The organism is Kaistia terrae (genome assembly GCF_026344005.1).
In the GTDB taxonomy this organism is placed as follows: Bacteria; Pseudomonadota; Alphaproteobacteria; order Rhizobiales; family Kaistiaceae; genus Kaistia; species Kaistia terrae.
Genome location: NZ_JAPKNH010000002.1, coordinates 676,729 through 697,098, shown reverse-complemented (window position 1 = coordinate 697,098; position 20,370 = coordinate 676,729). Strand labels below are relative to the sequence as shown.

Annotated in this window: 21 protein-coding genes; 4 read left to right on the top strand and 17 right to left on the bottom strand. The window is 63.2% G+C overall.

The genetic code is table 11. The features are described 5' to 3' along the window. Window positions 1–100: 100 nt before the first annotated feature. The 7 genes from OSH12_RS08380 to OSH12_RS08350 form a co-directional block, all read right to left on the bottom strand. Entirely contained in the window at window positions 101–1,867 is a 1,767-nt protein-coding gene (locus OSH12_RS08380; RefSeq protein ID WP_266343064.1) for an acetolactate synthase 3 large subunit, read from the bottom strand. Window positions 1,868–2,205: 338 nt separating this feature from the next. Further along, window positions 2,206–2,409, bottom strand: a complete 204-nt coding sequence (locus OSH12_RS08375) for a hypothetical protein (RefSeq protein WP_266343063.1) — start codon at window positions 2,407–2,409, stop codon at window positions 2,206–2,208. Between the two features lie 28 nt (window positions 2,410–2,437). Then, window positions 2,438–2,716, bottom strand: a complete 279-nt coding sequence (locus OSH12_RS08370; protein WP_266343062.1) for a hypothetical protein — start codon at window positions 2,714–2,716, stop codon at window positions 2,438–2,440. Window positions 2,717–2,965: 249 nt separating this feature from the next. Further along, window positions 2,966–3,934 carry a DMT family transporter gene (locus tag OSH12_RS08365; protein ID WP_266343061.1) on the bottom strand — a complete coding sequence of 323 codons (969 nt, stop codon included), beginning with the start codon at window positions 3,932–3,934 and terminating at the stop codon, window positions 2,966–2,968. Window positions 3,935–4,653: 719 nt separating this feature from the next. Then, window positions 4,654–5,262 carry a hypothetical protein gene (locus OSH12_RS08360; protein WP_266343060.1) on the bottom strand — a complete coding sequence of 203 codons (609 nt, stop codon included), beginning with the start codon at window positions 5,260–5,262 and terminating at the stop codon, window positions 4,654–4,656. Between the two features lie 300 nt (window positions 5,263–5,562). Then, a complete protein-coding gene (locus OSH12_RS08355; protein WP_266343059.1) occupies window positions 5,563–7,170 on the bottom strand; it encodes a glucan biosynthesis protein in 1,608 nt (535 codons plus the stop codon). Window positions 7,171–7,320: 150 nt separating this feature from the next. Further along, window positions 7,321–8,160 (bottom strand): alpha/beta hydrolase family protein, encoded by an 840-nt coding sequence (locus tag OSH12_RS08350; protein WP_266343058.1) that lies wholly within the window; start codon window positions 8,158–8,160, stop codon window positions 7,321–7,323. A gap of 187 nt (window positions 8,161–8,347) precedes the next feature. Between OSH12_RS08350 and adhP the strand changes: the two genes are divergently transcribed. Then, window positions 8,348–9,376: an alcohol dehydrogenase AdhP gene (adhP, locus tag OSH12_RS08345; protein WP_380223390.1), complete on the top strand. Its 1,029-nt coding sequence runs from the start codon at window positions 8,348–8,350 to the stop codon at window positions 9,374–9,376. Here the strand turns inward: adhP and miaA are convergent. Next, window positions 9,357–10,292: a tRNA (adenosine(37)-N6)-dimethylallyltransferase MiaA gene (miaA, locus tag OSH12_RS08340; protein WP_266343056.1), complete on the bottom strand. Its 936-nt coding sequence runs from the start codon at window positions 10,290–10,292 to the stop codon at window positions 9,357–9,359. The two genes, adhP and miaA, sit on opposite strands and share 20 nt — an antisense overlap. Between miaA and serB the strand changes: the two genes are divergently transcribed. Next, on the top strand, window positions 10,291–11,202 hold the full coding sequence (serB, locus tag OSH12_RS08335; RefSeq protein ID WP_266343055.1) for a phosphoserine phosphatase SerB: 912 nt from the start codon (window positions 10,291–10,293) through the stop codon (window positions 11,200–11,202). The two genes, miaA and serB, sit on opposite strands and share 2 nt — an antisense overlap. Further along, window positions 11,199–11,750 carry a GNAT family N-acetyltransferase gene (locus tag OSH12_RS08330; RefSeq protein ID WP_266343054.1) on the top strand — a complete coding sequence of 184 codons (552 nt, stop codon included), beginning with the start codon at window positions 11,199–11,201 and terminating at the stop codon, window positions 11,748–11,750. The genes serB and OSH12_RS08330 overlap by 4 nt, the downstream gene beginning before the upstream one ends. Window positions 11,751–11,950: 200 nt before the next feature. On the opposite strand, the gene OSH12_RS08325 is transcribed toward OSH12_RS08330, so the two are convergent. From OSH12_RS08325 to OSH12_RS08285, 9 genes are all read right to left on the bottom strand, one after another. Beyond that, window positions 11,951–13,441, bottom strand: a complete 1,491-nt coding sequence (locus OSH12_RS08325) for a DegQ family serine endoprotease (protein ID WP_380223386.1) — start codon at window positions 13,439–13,441, stop codon at window positions 11,951–11,953. Between the two features lie 104 nt (window positions 13,442–13,545). Next, window positions 13,546–13,731, bottom strand: coding sequence for a DUF2065 domain-containing protein (locus tag OSH12_RS08320; RefSeq protein ID WP_266343053.1), 186 nt, complete (start codon window positions 13,729–13,731; stop codon window positions 13,546–13,548). Beyond that, window positions 13,728–14,744 (bottom strand): protease modulator HflC, encoded by a 1,017-nt coding sequence (gene hflC / locus OSH12_RS08315; RefSeq protein ID WP_380223558.1) that lies wholly within the window; start codon window positions 14,742–14,744, stop codon window positions 13,728–13,730. The genes OSH12_RS08320 and hflC overlap by 4 nt, the downstream gene beginning before the upstream one ends. Then, window positions 14,744–15,874 (bottom strand): FtsH protease activity modulator HflK, encoded by a 1,131-nt coding sequence (gene hflK, locus OSH12_RS08310; RefSeq protein ID WP_266343051.1) that lies wholly within the window; start codon window positions 15,872–15,874, stop codon window positions 14,744–14,746. The genes hflC and hflK overlap by 1 nt, the downstream gene beginning before the upstream one ends. A 169-nt stretch (window positions 15,875–16,043) precedes the next feature. Beyond that, the gene (locus OSH12_RS08305; protein ID WP_380223556.1) at window positions 16,044–16,541 is read right to left on the bottom strand and encodes a dihydrofolate reductase; all 498 of its coding nucleotides are present in this window, start codon (window positions 16,539–16,541) and stop codon (window positions 16,044–16,046) included. Between the two features lie 2 nt (window positions 16,542–16,543). Then, window positions 16,544–17,071 (bottom strand): TIGR00645 family protein, encoded by a 528-nt coding sequence (locus OSH12_RS08300; protein WP_266343049.1) that lies wholly within the window; start codon window positions 17,069–17,071, stop codon window positions 16,544–16,546. 39 nt (window positions 17,072–17,110) lie between these two features. Then, window positions 17,111–17,626: a GNAT family N-acetyltransferase gene (locus tag OSH12_RS08295; protein ID WP_266343048.1), complete on the bottom strand. Its 516-nt coding sequence runs from the start codon at window positions 17,624–17,626 to the stop codon at window positions 17,111–17,113. A 17-nt stretch (window positions 17,627–17,643) separates the two neighbouring features. Further along, window positions 17,644–18,642, bottom strand: coding sequence for a DUF4424 domain-containing protein (locus tag OSH12_RS08290; protein WP_266343047.1), 999 nt, complete (start codon window positions 18,640–18,642; stop codon window positions 17,644–17,646). An 89-nt stretch (window positions 18,643–18,731) separates the two neighbouring features. Continuing rightward, complete coding sequence (locus tag OSH12_RS08285; protein ID WP_266343046.1) at window positions 18,732–19,526, bottom strand: thymidylate synthase; 795 nt, start codon at window positions 19,524–19,526, stop codon at window positions 18,732–18,734. A gap of 174 nt (window positions 19,527–19,700) precedes the next feature. Between OSH12_RS08285 and OSH12_RS08280 the strand changes: the two genes are divergently transcribed. Beyond that, entirely contained in the window at window positions 19,701–20,291 is a 591-nt protein-coding gene (locus OSH12_RS08280) for a hypothetical protein (RefSeq protein WP_266343045.1), read from the top strand. Window positions 20,292–20,370: the final 79 nt, after the last annotated feature.

Here is a 20,370-nt window from a genome sequence, read left to right as displayed (position 1 = left end):
AGCGGGGACCCATTCAGCCGTGACGGTTCTCCGCCTGAATGGATCCCGGGTCTCAGCTGCGCTTCGCCCGGGATGACGCCAAGATTGGCTTATTGAAGGATTAGACCAGCGCCTTGCCGGCCGCGTCGATGGCGTTGGCGATCACTTCGTCGGTCGCGTCCGCTGCCAGCAGCATCTCGTTATGCGCCTTGCCCGAGGGGATCATCGGGAAGCAGTTGGCGAGGTTGGCGACGCGGCAATCGAACAGCACCGGACCCGGGGCTGCGATCATCGCATCGATCGCGCCTTCGAGCTCGGACGCCTTTTCGCAGCGCATGCCGATCGCGCCATAAGCTTCCGCCAGCTTGACGAAATCGGGCAAGGAGTCCGTGTACGAGTGCGACAGGCGGTTGCCATGCAGCAGCTGCTGCCACTGGCGCACCATGCCCATGTACTGGTTGTTCAAAATGAAAACCTTGACCGGCAGTTCATGCTGGATCGCCGTCGACAGCTCCTGAATGTTCATCAGGATCGAGGCGTCACCGGCAATGTCGATGCAGAGCGCGTCGCGATGCGCCGCCTGCGCGCCGATCGCCGCCGGCAGGCCATAGCCCATCGTGCCGAGGCCGCCCGACGTCATCCAGCGGTTCGGCTCGTCAAAGCCGAAATACTGCGCCGCCCACATCTGGTGCTGGCCGACTTCCGTCGAGATGTAGACGTCCTTGCCCAGCGTCCGCTCATAAAGCGTGCGGATCGCGTATTGCGGCAGGATCGTCTCGCTGTTCTGGCGGAAGCCGAGGCTGTTGCGCGCGCGCCAGCCGTCGATCTCGCTCCACCAGCTCTTCAGGCCTGCCTTGTCGGGCTTGTGACCGGCGGATTTCCACGCGGCCAGCATCGCCTTCAGCACATGCGCGACGTCGCCGACAATGCCGATGTCGACGCGGACGTTCTTGTTGATCGAGGACGGATCGATGTCGATATGGATCTTCTTCGAACCGGGCGAGAACGCATCGAGGCGGCCGGTGATGCGGTCGTCGAAGCGCGCGCCGACATTGATCATCACGTCGCAGTCATGCATCGCGTTGTTGGCTTCATAGGTGCCGTGCATGCCGAGCATGCCGAGCCACTGCTTGTCGGTCGCCGGGAATGCGCCGAGGCCCATCAACGTCGACGTGACCGGGAAGCCGGTCAGATGCGCCAGTTCGCGCAGCAAGGCCGAAGCCTCGGGGCCGGAGTTGATGACGCCGCCGCCGGTATAGAACAGCGGCTTCTTCGCCTTGGCGATCATCTCGACGGCAGCCAGGATCGCGGCCTGGTCGCCCTCGACGCGCGGACGATAGGTCTTGTGCTCGACGAGAGCCGGACCCTGATAGGTGCCGGTGGCGAACTGGACGTCCTTCGGAATATCGACGACGACCGGACCCGGACGGCCCGAACGCGCGACATAGAAGGCTTCGTGCAGGATGCGCGCGAGGTCGTTCACGTCCTTGACCAGCCAATTGTGCTTGGTGCAGGGGCGCGTGATGCCGACGGTGTCCGCTTCCTGGAAAGCGTCCGAGCCGATCAGATGGGTGGCGACCTGGCCGGTGATGCAGACCATGGGAATGGAATCCATCAGCGCATCGGCCAAGGGCGTGACCATGTTGGTGGCGCCGGGGCCGGAGGTGACGAGGACGACGCCGACCTTGCCGGTGGAGCGGGCATAGCCTTCGGCCGAATGCCCTGCCCCGCCTTCCTGGCGGACGAGGATGTGCTGGACCTTGTCCTGCTGGAACAGCTCGTCATAGATCGGCAGCACGGAGCCACCGGGATAGCCGAAAAGGTGTTCCACACCCTGGTCGATCAATGCCTGAACGACCATCTCTGCGCCGGTCATCTGCCGTGTCATCGTTTCGCTCCGTCGCGGACCCATTTGAGCTGTCCGCCTTGCAGTTCCATCAAGCCAATAAAAAAGGCCCTCTCGGGGCCCATTTTCGCGCACTACCTATCGTGACGGCTTTAGACCATCAGGCAGTGCGCTCTCTAAGTACAATAACGTTGCGGCGGATCATGTCCGGGCCCTTCGATTTGAATTCGCCGGAAGATGCCGCAGCGCGATCCGCCCGTCAACCCCCGGAGAAGAAAATTGCGCAAAGAGGGTGTTGTGATTGCGGAAAATTAGGGGAATACGGGAGCGGCCCATCCTGCCGGACGAGCCGCCCCTCTCGAATTGGACCCGTTTCTCGCCTACTTCTTGCTGAGCGCCTGCTTCGCAACGTCCACGCGCTGGGAGCTGATCAGATTTTCGACCCCCTCCTGATCGAGCTTGGTCTCGAACACACGCTGTTGCGCGCCGGTCAGCACGAAGGCCTTCACGCCCTTCTCGAAATAGCTCACCGACTGGATCTCGCCGAACTCGTCATGGACGATCGAGGCATCTACCTTTGCCATGAATTCCTCCCGAAAATGGATGTGGGGATCAGAATGACTCGACCTGCGCCAGCAGGTTGACGTTGCAGGTATTGTACGGCGCGTTGTTCCGGATCGTCACCACCTGCGCGAAGGTGCCGTCGACATGCTTGACGTAGCGGCCCTGGTAGAGTGTGGCGTCGCCCTTCGGGTACAGCACCCCGTTTCCCGACCCCGGAAAGACCACGAGACTGTAAACGACCGATTCCCGGTTTGTGAAACCGTGAATGAACCAGTCCATACTGCTATTGGCGGCAATAGTTGCCCAACCAATCGAACGTACTGCCATTCTTGCACCCTCCAATATTAAATGGATGCACGATTATAGTTTGCACGCATGGCGAGGATAATCAATTTATCGCGGTAAGCGCGTTACCGGATATTGAAAGTAGCGCAGTAATATCAGGCTGACATAACTCATGAAATTAACGCGACATCCATTCCATCAGGCGCCGATACTTTCGCAGGACGGCCTTCTACCCCTCCAGCCTGTTGGGTGGGTGAAGGCCTGTCTCGTATGTCATGAGCGATCCGGCCCCTACTCCGCCGGAACCAAGCGCCCTTCGAAGTCCGCCACGCCTTCCCCGGCATCCGCAGTTCCCAGCCCCGCCTGGCTGTCCGCCGCGACCGAGTGCGGGAGCGGGGTGCCTCGCGCCTTTTCGCGCCAGAGGGTCAAGACGCCGGAGCCGACGATGAGAATGATGCCCAGAAGCATCGGCAGTTCGAGATGGATGTGGAACACGAAGGTGTCGATCAAGATCGCCCAGAGCATCTGGCTGTATTGCGTCGGGCCGATCATTGCCGCCGGGGCGCGGAAGGCCGCCATCATCAAGAGGATGTTGCCGACCGCGCAGAGAATGCCGTAGCCGGCAAGCCAGCCCATCTGCGTCCACGTCGGGAGCGCGAGGGACGGGATCATCGCGAGACCGCAGATGAAGAACGTGCCGAGCACGCCGGCGCCATAGAGCGAGATGTTCTTCTCGCTCGGGCCGGCCGCGCGATAGACGACGATCGAGATGGCGCCGCCGAGGCCGCCGATTACCGCGCCGAGATGACCGATCGAGAGCTCGCGAAAACCGGGGCGCAGCACGATCAGCACGCCGATGAAGCCGATGGCGACGGCGCTCCAGCGCTTCAGGCCGACCTTCTCCTTGAGGAAGAGCACCGACATGATGGTGACGAAGGCCGGCAGCAGGAAGATCAGCGCAAAGGCTTCCGCCATGGAGAGATGGCTGAAGGCGGTGACGCTGCCGATGCAGGCGAAGCCGTTGGCGACGAAGCGCACCAGCCAGAGCGGCCGGTTCGTCGTGCGCACGATGTCGCCCCAGCGGTCGGTGGACTTCTTCAGGAAGGGGATCGCGGCGAGGCCGAACAGCGAGCCGATGAAGGCGATCTCGTAGGGCGGCAGCGACCCGGCGAGAACTTTGACGCTGGCGTCGGAGAAGGCAAAGGCGGCGAAAGCGGCAAAGCCGAGGAGGAGGCCCTTGAGGACCGGATCAGACTGCACGGGAGAGGCCTTTTGCAGATAATTTCTATGGGCAGGTCAAGGTGGCAGCGGTCGACTTTGCCGGTTGCCCTCCCCGCGCCCCTCCCAGGTGATCGCAAGCAGAGCTCCTCCGATCGCGGAGGTCCGGGCCGTCTGGCCAGCCAGAATGCGATGTAGCAGAACCGTGCGAAGCCACCATGACGAAGTGATCGCGATGGCTGCGCCTTGCTGCCGCATGGCGGCTTCCGTGCCCCTATAGCGAGATTCATTTGGATGGCAGCTGGCTTCTAACCTGTGTCCGGGGAAGCCTCTTGCAGAACCCCGCCCTCAACATCCCGAGGAGGCGCGCAGGGCCGTCTGGACGCATAGTGGTATGCAAACCCTAGAGAAACTTGCCCTTAGGCCGTGCGTCCTTCGAGACGGCTTTCTGCGAAAGCCTCCTCAGGATGTTGAAAATGGGTTTCTGCAGAAGTGCCTTTCAGCATTGTGCAAAGGTCTCCCTCAGGAAGAGCTACGCGCGACAACATCCTCAACATGCTGAGGAGGCCCGGAGGGCCGTCTCGAAGCACACAGAGTGGTAGTGTCGTCGGCATCTGCCCCAAGGGGGGGCGTCCTTCGAGACGGCTTGCTGCGCAAGCCTCCTCAGGATGTTGGACGTTGAGTGCTGCAGAACTGCCTTTCAGCGTTGTGCAAAGGTCTCCCCAGGGAGAGGTCGAGAAAGTGCCATGCTTGTCCGGCGCCTACCGCAGCTCTGCCTCCGGATAGGATCGGCTCGCCTGGCAGCGCTTTTCGCCGAGGCAGAGAAAGAGGATGGTGCCGTCGGGCCAGCAGAAGTCGGCATCGAATTTCTCCCTCGGCACGGTGGCGACGAGCAGCCGGAAGGCGATCCTGCCGGGCGCCCCTTCGTCCCGCGACAGGGCGGCATAGACGCCGAGGCGATCGCCACCGGCGCGCTGGATCGAGCCTGAAAAGATCGCGCCGGGGCTGATCAAGCCGCCGACAATGTCGATGCCAGCCTTGCAGACCCGAAAGCCGGGCGGCGCTTCGAAGGCGGCGTAATAGCTTCCGCCGCTCTGGCGCAGCATGCGGGCGGTGCCGCGATAGAGGCCGGAAACCGTTGGAACCTTGATGAAGCGGGTCGCCGCACGGGCTGGATCGGGCTCGTCGCTGCAATCAAAGCCCAGCGCCCGGCAACCGGAAACCGCCCTTTCTGGGTCGAGTTCGCGCCACGTTTCGACACGCTCCGTGTCGTGCCCGAGGCGAAACTCCTCCAGATAGACGCGCGACACCTCCTCGGCCGAAGCGCCGCGCGCCAAAAGCAACAGGAGGAGGCCAATGCAGCAACGCATGTTCGCCCTCGCGCCCATTTTAGCGCGATTTGGGATGGCATGCTTTCATTCTTCACCTCTCCCTGAGGGAGAGGTCGGCGCACGAAGTGCGGCGGGTGAGGGTTTACGGCCTCACCGGATGGTTTCCTAAACCCTCACCCGGAGCTTCGCTCCGACCTCTCCCTCAGGGAGAGGTGAAGAGAAGAGCGCCCATCCTCCGCCGTCATTCCCGCAAGGCGGACGACGAGGATTGTGCCGACAAGAAAAAGCCCGCCGGAGTGACCGGCGGGCCTTGTCGACTAAAGTTTTGCCCAAGACCGATCAGAGCTTGGCGACGTGGCCCAGCTTCGGGAAGAACTGGTAGAGCCAGGTTTCCGTCAGGGCCGCGCCGTCCTTGTCGCGGACGAACATCCGCATGTCGATCGGCTCGTCACCCTGCGACACCAGGTCGAAGAAGACGCGATAGACGCCCTTTTCGCCGGCTACCACCGGATAGGCATCGGCCAGCGTGACCGTACCGCGCGAGACGGTGATTTCGGGCTTGCCGTCGCCGCGCTTCAGTTCGGCCACCTTCGGGCCGGTGAAATCGACGGTGAAGCGCACCGCGCCGTCCGGGCGAGGTTGGCCGGGAATGCCGCCAACGCCATGGAAGGTCGACTGGACACGGCCGAGATCGGTCGGGGTGGGCTCGTCGCGGTCCCAATGCAGCTTGTAGCCGAATTCGAGCGGGCGGCCTGCGAGCACCGGCTCGTTGGGAACCCAGTACAGCACGATGTTGTCGTCGATCTCGCGATCGGTCGGGATTTCGACCAGCTGGACCGCGCCCTTGCCCCAGGCTCCCTTGGGCTCGACCCAGACGCTGGGGCGGCGGTCGTAAAACACGCCGTCGTCCTGGAAATGATCAAAGTTGCGGTCGCGCTGCAGCAAACCGAAGCCGCGCGGATCGGCGTCCTGAAAACTGTTGGTCATGACGCTGGTCGGATTGTTGAGCGGACGCCAGATGCGTTCGCCCGAACCGGTCCACATGCCGAGGCCGTCGCTGTCATGCACTTCCGGCCGCCAGTCGATGGCCTGGCTGCGCATGGTCTCGGAATACCAGTACATCGAGGTCAGCGGCGCGACGCCGAGGCGGGCGATCTGCCGGCGCGGGAAGAGCTTGCAGTCGATGTCCATCACCACGGCCTTGGTGACGGGGTCCTTGATGCAATCCATCCGGTAGGCGCCGGCGAGGCTTGGGCCATCGAGCAGGCAATAGACGATGACGCGGCCGTCCTGGCCGAGCACGCGCTCCAGCCAGAAGCCGGTGAAGCGCGGGAATTCTTCCGGCTCCGGCATGGCGGTGTTGATGGCGATGCCGCGCGCCGAGAGGCCGTACTGGTCCTGCGAGCCGGACGAGCGGAAATAGGACGCGCCGAGGAAGGCGAGCCAGTCGCTGGTCTGCGACGGCATTTCGATGCGGAATCCGGCGAAGCCGATATCGTCGGGAAGCTCGAGCGCCGGATGGCCCTTCGGCATGTCGAAGGCGTCGCGGCGATAGAGGATCTCGCGCGACTGGCCGTCATCGACGACGTGGACCGAAGCCGGCTCCTGGAAATACTTGCCGAGATGGAAGAGCTGGATCGGGTCGCCGCCCTTGCCGTCGGCCCACAGCGCGTGATCCTTGCGGAAGACGATGCTCTGGAAATTGTCATAGTCGATCTTGTCGAGGATGGCGCCATGCGGCGACCGATCCGAGACGAAGGGACGGCTCGCCTTGTCGGCGGCGAGCGCCTTGATGCGATCGAAGGAGAAGGGCTCTGGCGGCGCCAGCACGAGCCCGGCTGTCTCGGCCGAAGCCGCCGCCGAGGCGAGGCCGGCACCCGATAGGGAAACTGCAGCATAGGCCGACAGGAATGTCAGCATCGCGTCGCGTCGTGTCGGTTGAACCATGTCCGCTCTCATTAGAAAAAAGAATACGGCGCGCTCCTGCAAGAGCACCGCAGACGTCAGTCGGATAGCACGCTTCCGTAGCGTTGCGCAGCGATCCGACGCCAGATCACAATTGTTTCAGCAGATTCAGGCGGAATCAGGTGGGCCGACTCAGAGAGTCGATTTGAACCAGGCCGACGTCCTGGCGACGACGCTGTCGGCCATGGTCTGGTCATCGCCGAGCGTGCCGAAGATGTGGTCGCCTTCCGGCACGATCCAGACCTCCTTGGGCGAGCCCTTGGCAAGCTTGGCAAAGCCTTCGGGATAGGCGGCGGAAAAGTCCTTCGAGCCGGCGATCGCGAGATACGCACCTGGATAGGCGGCGATAGCGGTGTCGATCTTGTGCGCGTCGAGGCTGTCGAAGAAGCCCTTCTTCAGCACGATGGTGCGCCAGCCGAGATCGAGCCCGACAACGCCTTCCGTCTCGGCCGTGGCGACGGCCTTTGCGCCGATCGAGCCTTTCAGGTCCTTGGCGAAATCGCCGACCGAGGACCAGGTGACGAGCGACTTGAACGGCGCGCCTTCGCCCGCCGCCGCCAGCGTGGCGACCCCGCCGCCGAGCGAGAAGCCCAGAATGCCGAGGCGCTTCGGATCGACGCCCTTCTGCTTGGCGAGGAACGCCGCCGCTACCTTGGCATCTTCGAGCTGGCCGTCGATTGTCGTTGCGCCCGTGTCGCCGTCGCTCTTGCCGAAACCGCGAAAATCGATCCTGAGCGACGCGATTCCTTCCTTGGCCAGCGCCGCCGCTTCCCGCGCATAAAGGCCGCCCACTTCGTCACGCGACGAGCCGAAGCCGTGCAGCATGAGCACGGCCGGTGCGCTGGTGGCGCCATCCGGCAGGTTGAGCGTGCCGGCGACGCCGCCATCGAGCGTCACGACGCTCTCCCCGGCGAACGCGGGCAAGGGTAACGAAAGGGCGGCGACGAGGGCGAGCGAGGCGGACAGGCGCATGATGTCGTCACTCCTTGCGAGACATGGGCTGATCACCAGCAAAGCCCGCGCGACGGACGGCGTCAATGGCATGCAAACGTGACGCGATTTGATCGAAGTCATGGCTTTCACCGGGCAAGCGCGGTTTGCTCGACCGGACAAAAGCCGTCAGGATGACATATCGACAAGCCCCTCACAGGAGGTCGTGATGAAGACGATGAAGGCCGCCGTAGTCCGGCAGTTCGGCCAGCCGCTTGTTATCGAGGATGTTCCGGTTCCCGAGATGCGGCATGACCGCATCCTCGTCAAAGTCGAGGCGTGCGGGGTCTGCCACACCGATCTCCACGCCGCCAATGGCGACTGGCCGGTGAAGCCGAAGCCGCCCTTCATCCCCGGCCATGAGGGCTCCGGTTTCGTCACCGCCGTCGGCCGCGACGTCAAGGGCGTCAAGGAAGGCGACCGCGTCGGCGTGCCGTGGCTCTACACCGCGTGCGGTCATTGCGAGCATTGCTTCTTCGGCTGGGAGACGCTTTGCAACGAGCAGCAGAACACCGGCTATTCCGTCAATGGCGGCTATGCCGACTATGTTCTGGCCGACCCCAATTATATCGGCCACATCCCGAAGAAGCTCGATTTCGGCGCGGCGGCGCCGGTCATGTGCGCCGGCGTCACCGTCTACAAGGGCCTGAAGGAGACCGAGGCGAAGCCCGGCCAGTGGGTGGTGATCTCGGGTATCGGCGGCCTCGGCCACATGGCCGTGCAATATGCCAAGGCGATGGGCCTGCATGTCGCCGCCGTCGACATCAGCGAGGATAAGCTGAAGCTGGCCCGCGAGCTCGGCGCCGAGGTCACCGTCAATGCCTCGGAAGGCGATCCTACCGCCGCGATCCGCAAGGCGACCGATGGCGGCGCGCATGGCGTGCTCGTCACCGCCGTCTCGCGCCCCGCTTTCGCGCAGGCGCTCGGCATGGTGCGCCGACGTGGCACGCTGGCGCTGGTCGGCCTGCCGCCGGGCGAGTTCCCGATGCCGATCTTCGACGTCGTGTTGAACCGCATCACCGTGCGCGGCTCGATCGTCGGCACGCGGCAGGACCTGGCGGAATCACTCGAATTCGCCGCCGAGGGTCTCGTCACCCCGCATTACAGCTGGGACAAGCTCGACAACATCAACGCCATCTTCGACGAGATGAAAGCCGGCAAGATCGACGGCCGCGTCGTCATGCAGATCGCCAGTTGATCTCGGGGAGCGTCGCGCCGGGTGCGAGGCGCTCCCAATCCGCCATCTGGTTGCGGAACCAGGTGCCCTGCCGCTTGGCATAGCGGCGCGTCTCCATCTTGGCCCGCTCGATCGCCTCGTCGAGCGCGAGTTCGCCGGCGAGGTGCGCGCCGAACTCGCGAATGCCGATCGCCTTCATCGCCGGCAAGGCCGGATTGAGCCCGAGCGCGATCAGCGCCTCGGCTTCGGCCATGCCGCCGCGCTCGACCATGACGTCGAAACGACGGCCGATCCGCTCATAGAGCACCGCCCGCTCCGGTTCGAGCACGATGCGGCGGACTGCATCTGCCTCGACCAGCGGCGGTGCGCCCGTCTCCTGCTGCCAATCCCCGATGGTGCGGCCGGTCGCCTCGACCACCTCCAGCGCGCGAACCACGCGGGTCCGGTCAAGCGGCGCAAGCCGGGCAGCGCTTTCGGGATCGAGCTGTTTTAACGCGGCATGGAGCGAGGGCACGCCCTCGGCATCGGCGCGCGCTTCGACGGCGGCGCGCAGCTCGGCCGGGATCGGCGGAATGCTGGAAAGCCCTTCCGTCAGCGCCTTGAAATAGAGGCCGGTGCCGCCGACGACGATCGGCAGTTGCTCGTCCCGCCATGCGGCTTCGAGCGCCGCCTTGGCGTCCTCGCGCCAGCGCGCCACCGAATAGCGCTCTTCCGCACCAACATGGCCGTAAAGCCGGTGCGGCGCCTGCGCCTCCTCCTCCGCGTCGGGACGAGCCGAGAGGATGCGCAGCTCGCGATAGACCTGCATCGAATCGGCATTGATAATGACGCCGTTATGTTGCCGCGCCAGTTCGATCGCCAGGGCCGACTTGCCGCTCGCGGTCGGCCCGGCTATCAGGACAGCAGGTTTCCTCGTCGCAAAATTCAGGTTCCCCATGCCGTCCGATACCGCTCCGTTCGAATATGTCGCCACGTTCATAGCACGGCCCGAACATGCGGCATCGCTTTCCGAGGTTGTGGATGAAGCCGTCAACCTGCCGGGCGCCGGCCGTCCGGATTGGCTCGCCGATGGCGAAGCCTGCGACATCCCCCTCCCCGACGGCGAAAACGGCCTTGGCACGATCCGCGACAGCCTGCTCGAAATGATCGACGGCCGCCCGGTCGATGTGGTGGCGCAGCCGATCGTTGGCCGCCGCAAGAAGCTGCTGATCGCCGACATGGATTCGACCATGATCGGCCAGGAATGCATCGACGAACTGGCCGATATGGCTGGCCTCAAGCCCTATGTCGCGGCGATCACCGAACGCGCCATGCGCGGCGAGATCGCTTTCGAGCCGGCATTGCGCGAGCGCGTCGGCCTGCTGAAGGGCCTTCCCCTTTCCGTCGTCGACACCGTCCTGGCCGAGCGCATCAAGCTGATGCCGGGCGGACCGGAACTGGTGCGGACCATGAAGGCGGCCGGCGCTTATGCCGCCCTCGTTTCGGGCGGCTTCACGCTGTTCACCGGCCCTGTCGCGGCGATGATCGGCTTCGACGAGAATCGCGCCAACATCTTGAACCACGAAGACGGCGCGTTGACCGGCACGGTCGAGGAACCGATCCTTGGCCAGGAAGCCAAGTTGTCGGCGCTGATGGACCTGGCGCGCCGCTTCTCGCTTTCGAAGCATGAGACGCTGGCCGTCGGCGACGGCGCCAACGATCTCTCCATGATCCGCGCGGCCGGTCTCGGCGTCGCCTACCATGCCAAGCCCAAGGTCGCCGCCGAGGCGGCCGCCCGCATCGACCACAACGATTTGACCGCCCTGCTCTACGCACAGGGCTACCGGAAGAGCGAATTCGTCCGATGAAGCCAATCCAGACGGCCCGGCTCCGCCTTCGACGCTGGAACGACGCGGATCGCGCGCCGTTCGCCGCGATGAGCGCCGATCCGGCCGTCATGGAGTTTTTTCCCGCGCTTCTCACCCCGGATCAGGCGAACGCCTTCATCGATCGCATCGAGGCGCATTGGGACGCACGCGGCTATGGCAATTACGCGCTGGAAGAGCGCGCCACCGGCGCGTTTGTCGGCCTGACCGGCTTGTTCGATGTATTCCCGGAGGCGCATTTCGCACCATCGGTGGAGATAGGCTGGCGTCTCGCCCGACCGTTCTGGAGCCTCGGCTATGCGCGCGAGGCGGCGGAAGCCGTGATCGCCAGCGCCTTCGCCGAGCATGATTTTCCGGAAATTGTCGCCTTCACGGCCAAGCTCAACCTCCGCTCGGCCGCCTTGATGCAGCGTCTCGGCATGGCGCGCGACGCGGCCGATGACTTCGACCATCCGAACGTCGCGGAGGGGAACCCGCTGCGCCCGCACGTGCTTTATCGGATTTCGCGCGAGAATTTTGAGCGGCGATAGGCTTTCAAGAAAGCCCCTCACCCCAACCCTCTCCCGCAAGCGGTAGAGGGAGCTCGCCGCACCCCGTCCCCATCAGCCACACGCGATGGACGAACCGGACGCGCCCTAAAAGCCCTCGCCCGCTTGCGGGAGAGGGTTGGGTGAGGGTCTGGCTTGCTTGCGCTGGTCGCGGTCGAAATCGGCGAGGGCCCGAAAGCCCCCTACTCGTCCAGCTTCAACGGCACGAAGCGCAGTTCGCCGGCTGTGTTGGCGATCAGGAACAGCGCCGACCGGCGACCATCCTTCTTCAGCGCGTCAATGCGCGTGGCGATATCGGCAGGCAGCGAAACGGGTTCCTGCGACACCTCGACGATGACTTCGCCAATCGCGATGCCCTTCTCGCCGGCCGAACTTCCCGCACTGACAGCCGTCACAACGACGCCCTTCACTTCCGGCGCGATGGAAAACTGCTTGCGCAGTTCCGGCGTCAGCTCGGAGAAGGTAAGGCCGAGCAACTCGGTCACCGCCGGCTTGGGCGGCTCGACCGGAGCAGAACTCTGCTTTTCTTCCGATTTCTCGGCCGCTTCGGTCAGGCGACCGACCTTGACCTTGAGCGTCGTTTCCTTGCCCTTCCGGATCACGACGACATCGACAACCTTGTCGATATCGGAATCCGCGACCTGGCGCGGCAAGTCGCGCATCTCGCGGATCGGCTTGCCATCGAAGGAGATGACGACGTCGCCCGGCTCGATACCCGCTTCGGCAGCCGGCCCCTTTTCGGTCACGCCGGCCACCAGCGCGCCGCGGGCAGCGCCCATGCCGAGGCTCTCGGCGATCTCGTCCGTCACCTGCTGGATGCGGACGCCGAGCCAGCCGCGACGGGTCTCGCCATATTGGCGGATCTGGTCGACGACATGCACCGCCGCATCCGAGGGAATGGCAAAGCCGATGCCGATCGAGCCGCCAGACGGCGAAATGATCGCCGTGTTGATGCCGATGATCTCGCCCAACTGGTTGAACAGCGGGCCGCCGGAATTGCCGCGATTGATGGCGGCGTCCGTCTGGATGAAATTATCGTACGGACCGGAATTGATGTCGCGGTTGCGCGCCGAGACGATACCGGTAGTGACCGTGCCGCCCAGGCCGAACGGATTGCCGATCGCCATCACGAAATCGCCGACGCGCATCTTCTCCGAATCGCCGAACTTCAGCGCCTTGAGCGGCTTGGCCGCTGTCGGCTTTACCTGCAGGACGGCGATATCCGTCTTCTCGTCGCGGCCGACCAGCGTCGCGGTCAGCTTCGAGCCATCGCTGAAGTTGGCGATGATCTCGTCGGCGCCCTCGATGACGTGGTTGTTGGTGATGATGATGCCCGAGGCATCAATGACGAATCCCGAGCCGAGCGACTGCACCTTGCGCGGGGGCGCATTGGTGTCGCCGTCCTTCTGCTTGTTGAAGAACTCGTCGAAAAATTCCTGGAAGGGGGAGCCTTCGGGGGCCTGCGGCGCGGGAATTCCGCGCGCGCCCTCGACCGTCTGCGACGTCGAGATATTGACGACGGAATCGACCAGCCCTTCGGCGAGATCCGCGATGGAATCGGGCCCCTGCGCAGACCAGGCCGGCGCAATCATGGCCGGCGCTGTGGCTGTCAGGAACGCGCCCAGCGTGGCCGCGAGGCACAAGCGATAGGATTTCAATCTGGCCGCGGCCATCTGCATCTCTCCTCTGGCGTCATCGTCGAGCATGCCACGACGCTCGATCACGACCATTTCGGCGACTTTGATACATTTAGCGCACGGCGCATCCGCGCCGAGAGTCAATTGCGCGCGAGCCAGACAATGGCCACGCCGAGGGCCAGCATAACCAGGCCGCATCCCCGCAACAGAGAGTCTGATGCGGCAATTCCTTGCCGCATCAGGATTTTTGCAACCGCCGGCGCCATCGCGTAGAGCGCGCCCTCGATGACGAGGACCAACCCTAGCGCGGTGACGAAATCGGTCACGGCGCGGCAGGCGCCGCTTCAGCCGGAGCCGGAACTACCGGAGTCGCTTCAGCCGGAGCAGCGGGCGCTGCCGATGCCGGGGCTGCGACAGGTTCTGCAACAGGCGCCGGCTTGCCGGGCGTATTGCGCTCCGGAACCGGCAGAGCGTTGCCGCTCGGATCGGTCAGGTAGCGGAAGAAGGGCGACGTCGGCGAGATCACCATACGGGTGGAGTTCGCCTTCATGCCCTGCTGATACGCCTGCATCGAGCGATAGAACGAGAAGAAGTCCGGATCCTGCTCGAAGGCGGCCGCGAAGATGCGGTTCGTCTCGGCGTCGCCATCACCCTTGATCTCGTCAGCCCGCTGGTTGGCCTCGGCCACGATGACCGTCGCCTGCCTGTCGGCCTGCGCGCGGATGGTCTTGGCCGCCTGCTCGCCCTGGGCGCGGATATCGGTGGCTTCGCGCTGGCGTTCCGTCTGCATGCGCTGGTAGACAGCCTGGCTGTTCTCCGGCGGCAGATCGGCGCGACGGATACGAACGTCGACGACGTCGACGCCGAGGCCACGGCCCTCACGGTTCACCTGGTCGGTGATCTGGGCCATGAGTGGCGCACGGCCCTCCCGCACGATGCTGGCAAAATCCATCTGTCCGGCTGCGCCACGAATGGCGGAGTTCAGGATCACGGACAGACGCGATTCCGCGACCTGGACCGAGCCGGCTGCCTGGAAGAACAGCAGCGGATCGACGATCTTGTAACGGCCGAACGCGTCCATCACGAGACGCTTCTGGTCGCGGGCGATCACTTCGATCGGCGGCGATTCGATATCGAGCAGACGCTTGTCCAGCATCACGACATTGTCGATCAGCGGGATCTTGGCGTAGATGCCCGGCTCGGTTGCGACGCGAACCGGATTACCGAAGCGCAGGACGAGCGCCTGGTTGGTCTGGTTGACGATGAACAGGCCCGAATAGGCGACGATGGCGAGAATGATGACGATGACGAGGCCGAGCCCGCCGAAAATCTTGCTGATCACTGCGTGCCTCCCTGCCTGGCGGCCGCCGGCGCGCCCTGCAATGCTGGCAACGGCATGTAAGGCACCACTCCGCCTCCCTTTTCGTCGACGATGATCTTGTCCATGTCGGCGAAGACACCGGAAAGCGTATCGAGATAAAGGCGCTCACGCGTCACGGCGGGCGCCGCCTTGTAGGACTCGTAGACCTTCACGAAACGATCGGCCTGACCCTTGGCTTCGGCGACGATCTGGTCGCGATAGGCGCTGGCGGCTTCCTCGATCTGCGAGGCCTGACCGCGCGCGCCGGGAATGATCCGGTTGGCATAGGTCTTGGCTTCGTTCTGCACGCGGTCCTGGTCCTGTTCGGCCGCCTGGACGTCGCGGAACGAGTCGATGACTTCCTGCGGCGGTCCGACGTTCAGAAGCTGCACCTGCGTGACGAGAATACCGGCGCCATACTGGTTGAGCTTGTCCTGCATCAGTTGCTGCGCCGAGGTCTGGATACCGAGACGCTGTTCGGTCAGGACGCGCTGGATGTCCGATCGACCGATGATCTCGCGCATGGCACTTTCGGCCGTCGCCTTGACCGTACCTTCGGGATTCTGGACGTTGAACAGATACTTGCTGGCATCGTTGATCACCCAGAAGACGGAGAAATCAACGTCGACGATGTTCTCGTCGCCCGTCAGCATCAGGCTTTCCTGCGGAACGTCGCGCCCACTCGCGGCGGTGTTCCCGTCATCCTGGATCGTGCCGACCGTGGTGCGGTTCACGCGCGTAACCTGCGGCGTGTAGACGGCTTCGATCGGATAAGGCAGGCGGAAATTCAGGCCCGGAGGCGCGCTGCGCTGATACTGGCCGAATCGCAAGACGACGCCCTGCTCGTCCGGCTCGACGCGGAAGGTGAAGAAATTGTAGCCCAGGAAGGCCACGACCACCGCCAGAACGGCGATGAACAGGACAGGGTTGAAACCGCCGCCCGAGCCGCCACGACCCGGCAGAACCTGTCTCAGCTTATCCTGGCTACGGCGAAGGAGTTCCTCGAGATCTGGCGGGTTGGGACCATTGCTGCGCGGACCTTGTCCCCAGGGGCCGCCATTGCCGCCACCCTTCCATCCGCCGCCGCCCGTCTGGTTGCTCCAGGGCATCTTCGCTCCTTTATTGTCGATCTATAGGGAAGGCGTACCTGCCCCCGCCCATCGAAGCAAGAGAAGCCCCAGATATGCGGCCTCTGCAGGGCCTCAGCGAGGCTGGAGGTGGTGTTTCGACGCCGCGCTTTCAACTTCCGCGCAGCGTTTATCTAAGACGACGTCGGAGTTATCGAGGACGTCGTTGATAGATGGTAAATCGCGTCGCCGCGGTGTCGGAAATCCCGGCCGGGACATCCTCCGCCGAGACGAGCTCGAAGACAGCCGGATCGATCGCCGGAAAGTGCGTATCGCCCGCTGGCGAGGCATCGACATGGGTGATGTAGAGCCGCTCGGCGCGATCGAGAAAGGCGCGGTAGATCTCCCCACCGCCGATCACCATCGCCTCCTCCGCGCCGGTATCCGAAGCCGCGTCGATGGCCCCCTCCAGCGTCGGCACGACCACCACGCCTGGAGCGTCGTAAGCAGCGTCGCGGGTTAACACAAGGTTAACACGATTGGGCAAGGGCCGGCCGATCGACGCGTAGGTCTTCCGGCCCATGATCACCGGCTTGCCGGTGGTCAGGGCCTTGAAGCGCTTGAGGTCGGTCGACAGTTTCCACGGCATGTCGCCGTCATTGCCGATGACGCCATTGGCAGCGACCGCCGCGATGATCGAGACCCTCACTGTCACGGCCCCTTCGGCAGAACCGCCTCTTTGCCCTTGGGCGAGGCAGAGATACGATCCACCAGCGCCAACAGCAACGCCGAGACAACGAAGGTCATGTGCAGGATCGTCGACCACATGATCTTGTCGTTCGTATACTGGTTGGCGTTCAGGAACACCTGCAGCAGGTGGATCGACGAGATCGCGACGATGGACGACGCCACCTTGATCTTCAGGCTGCCGGAATCGAGCTTGCCGAGCCAGGAGAGATCATGGCCCGCATTGTCGAAGCGGCTGACATAGTTCTCGTAGGACGAGATCATCACCATGACCATCAGGCTCGCCACAAGCGCGGCGTCGATGAGCCCAAGCATGGCAAGGATCATGTCGGATTCGTCGTAGATGAAGACGTTGGTTGCCACCTTCCAGAACTTGGCGACAAAGGACGCCGCATAGAGGAGAAGCGCGGCGCCAAGGCCGCCATAGAAGATCACCAACAGCCAACGCGTTGACATGATGAGATTTTCGATGAAATTTTCGAAAGATTTCAAAGGAAGAGGCTCCGTGGATCTGAGGCCAGCATATACGGATCAGGATGCCGTTTCGCCAACCCTCCCCCGCACCATAAATGTCGCACCGAGCCGATCGAGCGCTTCTCCCTCGACCCGGCAGCGCTGCCATTCCTTCAAAATGCGAGCGCCCTGCGCCTCGTAGAAGGCTATCGAGGGCGCGTTCCAGTCGAGAACCGACCACTCGTAACGGCCCAACCCCTCGGTTATGCAGCGTTGCGCCAGATTGGCGAGCAGCGCCTTGCCAATACCAAAACCGCGAAATTCCGGATGGACGAACAGGTCTTCAAGGTAAATGCCGTGCCGTCCCTGGAAGGTCGAGAAGGTGTAGTACCAGAGTGCGAACCCGGCCGGCTTGCCCTGCCACTCGGCTATCTCGCAGAACACTTTTGGCGCCGCGCAGAACAGCGCCGCATCGATCGCTGAGGCGTCAGCCACCAGTTCATGCGCGAGCTTTTCGTAGTCGGCCAAGGCGCCGACGAAGTCGAGAACCAGCGGGGCATCGCCGGGCTGCGCGGATCGAAGGACGAGGGACATGGCGGTGTTCCGGGCTTTCAGGGTGATTCCGCACGAGGCGTCAGGATCAGGATATCGAGATCCTGCTGCGGATCGAAATCGCTCTTCACCACCTCGAATTGGGTCGGGCTGATCTTCTTGACGCCATCGCCACAGAACGAGACGAGGTTCTTCGGCGAGCCCTTGTCGACGACCAGCCGGAACTTGGCGATCGGGCCGGCCCAGTTGCTGCCGGTACGAAGGATATAGGCGATGCGATTTTCCGACAGCGTGTTGTCGCCGTCCGGTGTGTTGCCGGCGCGCGCCGTCTTCAAAAACCCATCGTCCATGCAATATTTCTGGCGGTAGACCTCGAACCACGGCTCGGACTGCGCCTCGGGGGCGACGAACGAGACGCCGACGCTCTGCCCGACACTGGGCTTATAGCTGTGCTCAACGACGATCCGCTTGCCGGCCGGAAACGTCTGCTCGCGATAAAACACCGTCGAAAGCCGCCAAGTCGGTGCAAGGTGTTTCACCATCCCCTTGCCGTCATTGTCATATTCGTCGATCGCCGCGATGCCGAGCCGAACCAGTTGGTCCTTGTCGGCCTGCGGCAGTACGTCGAGCGCCTTCCGTGTCTCGTCGAGATGGGGCGCCAGCGGCACGCCGAGCGCGCCGAGTAGCGCCGTCTGGTCGATGCCCAGCGCCAAGGCGCGCTGCTGCGCTTTGTTCTCGACCGGTTTGCCCTCGACCGTCGTCTTGAAGCCTAGAAAATTCACCGGATCGTCGACCGGGACCGAGACCATGAAGTCGATGCTGCCTTCGATGTCCGGCATCGGAAAGGCGACCAACGTCGTAATGTCGTGGTTCGCGTGGTTCTCGAAGGTGTAGCGGACACGAACCTCATCCATCGAGATGAACAGGTCTTCCGACTGCATCTCGATGTCTTCGTTCGTTACATAGACGAGGCCGCCAGTTGAAAGTGCAGCCGTGGAGTCATTGGCATGGGCCGGCGCGGCGAGCAGCAGGACGAGGCAGGCAACCGAGACACGCATGGGGTTCGCTCCAGCCCGGGGACATGCCCTTGGTGTAGCAGTCCCCCACCCCGGCGGTCGAGCCACGTCAAGAAAGGGCGAGACGTCTATCACACGGCGATGGGCGCCTTTATGGCGGGCTCGGGATCGTAGCCGACAAGCTCGAAATCCTCGAAGCGGAAATCCTCGATCCGACGGATGTCCGGATTGAGCTTCATCGTCGGCAGCGGCCGGGGCGTGCGCGAGAGCTGCAGCTTGGCCTGCTCAAGATGGTTCGAATAGAGATGCGCATCGCCGAAGGTGTGGACGAAATCGCCTGGCTTCAGCCCCGTCACCTGCGCGACCATCATCGTCAGCAACGCGTAGGAAGCGATGTTGAACGGCACTCCAAGGAAGATATCGGCCGAACGCTGGTAAAGCTGGCAGGAAAGCCGGCCCTCGGCGACATAGAACTGGAACAGGCTGTGACAGGGTGGCAGCGCCATGTTGTCCACCTGCGCCGGGTTCCAGGCCGAGACGATCAGCCGGCGCGAATCCGGCTTGTTGCGGATCATCTCGATGACATTGGCGAGTTGGTCGATCGTGCTGCCGTCGGGCGCCGGCCAGGAACGCCACTGTGCGCCATAGACCGGGCCGAGATCGCCGTTCTCGTCCGCCCATTCATCCCAGATCGAGACGCCGTTCTCTTTCAGGTAGCGGATATTGGTGTCGCCGGCGATGAACCACAGCAGTTCATGCAGGATCGAGCGCATATGCGCCTTCTTCGTCGTGACGAGCGGAAAGCCATCCTCGAGGTTGAAGCGCATCTGGTAGCCGAACACGGAGATCGTGCCGGTGCCGGTGCGGTCTTCCTTGCGGACGCCCGTTTCCAGTACGTGCTGCATGAGATCGAGATATTGGCGCATGGATCCGTCCGGCAGAGATTCGAGGTTGTCACGACCATACAACGAGCGGAAGCGCGGATCGAGAATTTGCACAGCGCCCCGGACTGCGCTCAACTGGTGGTGGGCAGCGCGAGATCGGCCATATCAGGGTCTCGCGGAACCAATGGCTGACTGCCCGGCCCCTGGAGCGCGGCAATGTCGCAGACCATCGCCAATCCCGACGTCTATCTGCACGTCCGCGTCATCATCGGCATTATCCTGGGCCTCAGCGTCTCGCGACTCCTGAATGGACTGAGTCGCTTCGCCCAGCATCCGCTTCGCAATCAGGTATTCATCACGCACCTGCTGTGGGTCGGATTCGCTTTCCTGTGCGTGGTACATTTCTGGTGGTTCGAGTTCTATCTCGCCTCAGTCCATATCTGGACCTTTGAACTCTATATCTTCATCATTTTCTACGCGAGCCTGTACTTCGTACTCTGCGCTACCTTATTTCCCGACAGTATGGCGGAATATTCCGGCTATGAAGACTACTTCATGTCGCGGCGGAAATGGTTTTACGGACTGATCGCCGTCATCTTCCTGGTCGACCTGGTAGATACTGCAATCAAGGGCAGCGCGCACTTCCACTCGTTTGGATTCATCTATCCAGCCAGGAACATTATCTATGCAATCGTGGCGATGATCGCCATGTTCGTCGACGACAAGCGTTTCCACCTCACCATCGCGATCCTCGCCCTCGGCTTCCAGGTATTCTGGATCCTGCGCGCCTTCAGCACGCTGAACTAGAGCGTTCTCAAGCGATGTGCGTCGGCACCGAGTCGGAGTATTTCGCCGTCTCGGAGAAACGGCGAAATACTTCCGATTG

Coding starts and splice junctions, on each gene's coding strand:
- OSH12_RS08370 (WP_266343062.1), bottom strand. CDS start 2,716: ATGGCAGTACGTTCGATTGGTTGGGCAACTATTGCCGCCAATAGCAGT.
- OSH12_RS08325 (WP_380223386.1), bottom strand. CDS start 13,441: ATGGCCGCGGCCAGATTGAAATCCTATCGCTTGTGCCTCGCGGCCACG.
- OSH12_RS08280 (WP_266343045.1), top strand. CDS start 19,701: ATGTCGCAGACCATCGCCAATCCCGACGTCTATCTGCACGTCCGCGTC.
- hflK (WP_266343051.1), bottom strand. CDS start 15,874: ATGCCCTGGAGCAACCAGACGGGCGGCGGCGGATGGAAGGGTGGCGGC.
- OSH12_RS08355 (WP_266343059.1), bottom strand. CDS start 7,170: ATGGTTCAACCGACACGACGCGACGCGATGCTGACATTCCTGTCGGCC.
- OSH12_RS08360 (WP_266343060.1), bottom strand. CDS start 5,262: ATGCGTTGCTGCATTGGCCTCCTCCTGTTGCTTTTGGCGCGCGGCGCT.
- OSH12_RS08295 (WP_266343048.1), bottom strand. CDS start 17,626: ATGTCCCTCGTCCTTCGATCCGCGCAGCCCGGCGATGCCCCGCTGGTT.
- OSH12_RS08290 (WP_266343047.1), bottom strand. CDS start 18,642: ATGCGTGTCTCGGTTGCCTGCCTCGTCCTGCTGCTCGCCGCGCCGGCC.
- OSH12_RS08285 (WP_266343046.1), bottom strand. CDS start 19,526: ATGCGCCAATATCTCGATCTCATGCAGCACGTACTGGAAACGGGCGTC.
- miaA (WP_266343056.1), bottom strand. CDS start 10,292: ATGGGGAACCTGAATTTTGCGACGAGGAAACCTGCTGTCCTGATAGCC.
- OSH12_RS08375 (WP_266343063.1), bottom strand. CDS start 2,409: ATGGCAAAGGTAGATGCCTCGATCGTCCATGACGAGTTCGGCGAGATC.
- serB (WP_266343055.1), top strand. CDS start 10,291: ATGCCGTCCGATACCGCTCCGTTCGAATATGTCGCCACGTTCATAGCA.
- OSH12_RS08380 (WP_266343064.1), bottom strand. CDS start 1,867: ATGACACGGCAGATGACCGGCGCAGAGATGGTCGTTCAGGCATTGATC.
- OSH12_RS08330 (WP_266343054.1), top strand. CDS start 11,199: ATGAAGCCAATCCAGACGGCCCGGCTCCGCCTTCGACGCTGGAACGAC.
- OSH12_RS08350 (WP_266343058.1), bottom strand. CDS start 8,160: ATGCGCCTGTCCGCCTCGCTCGCCCTCGTCGCCGCCCTTTCGTTACCC.
- adhP (WP_380223390.1), top strand. CDS start 8,348: ATGAAGACGATGAAGGCCGCCGTAGTCCGGCAGTTCGGCCAGCCGCTT.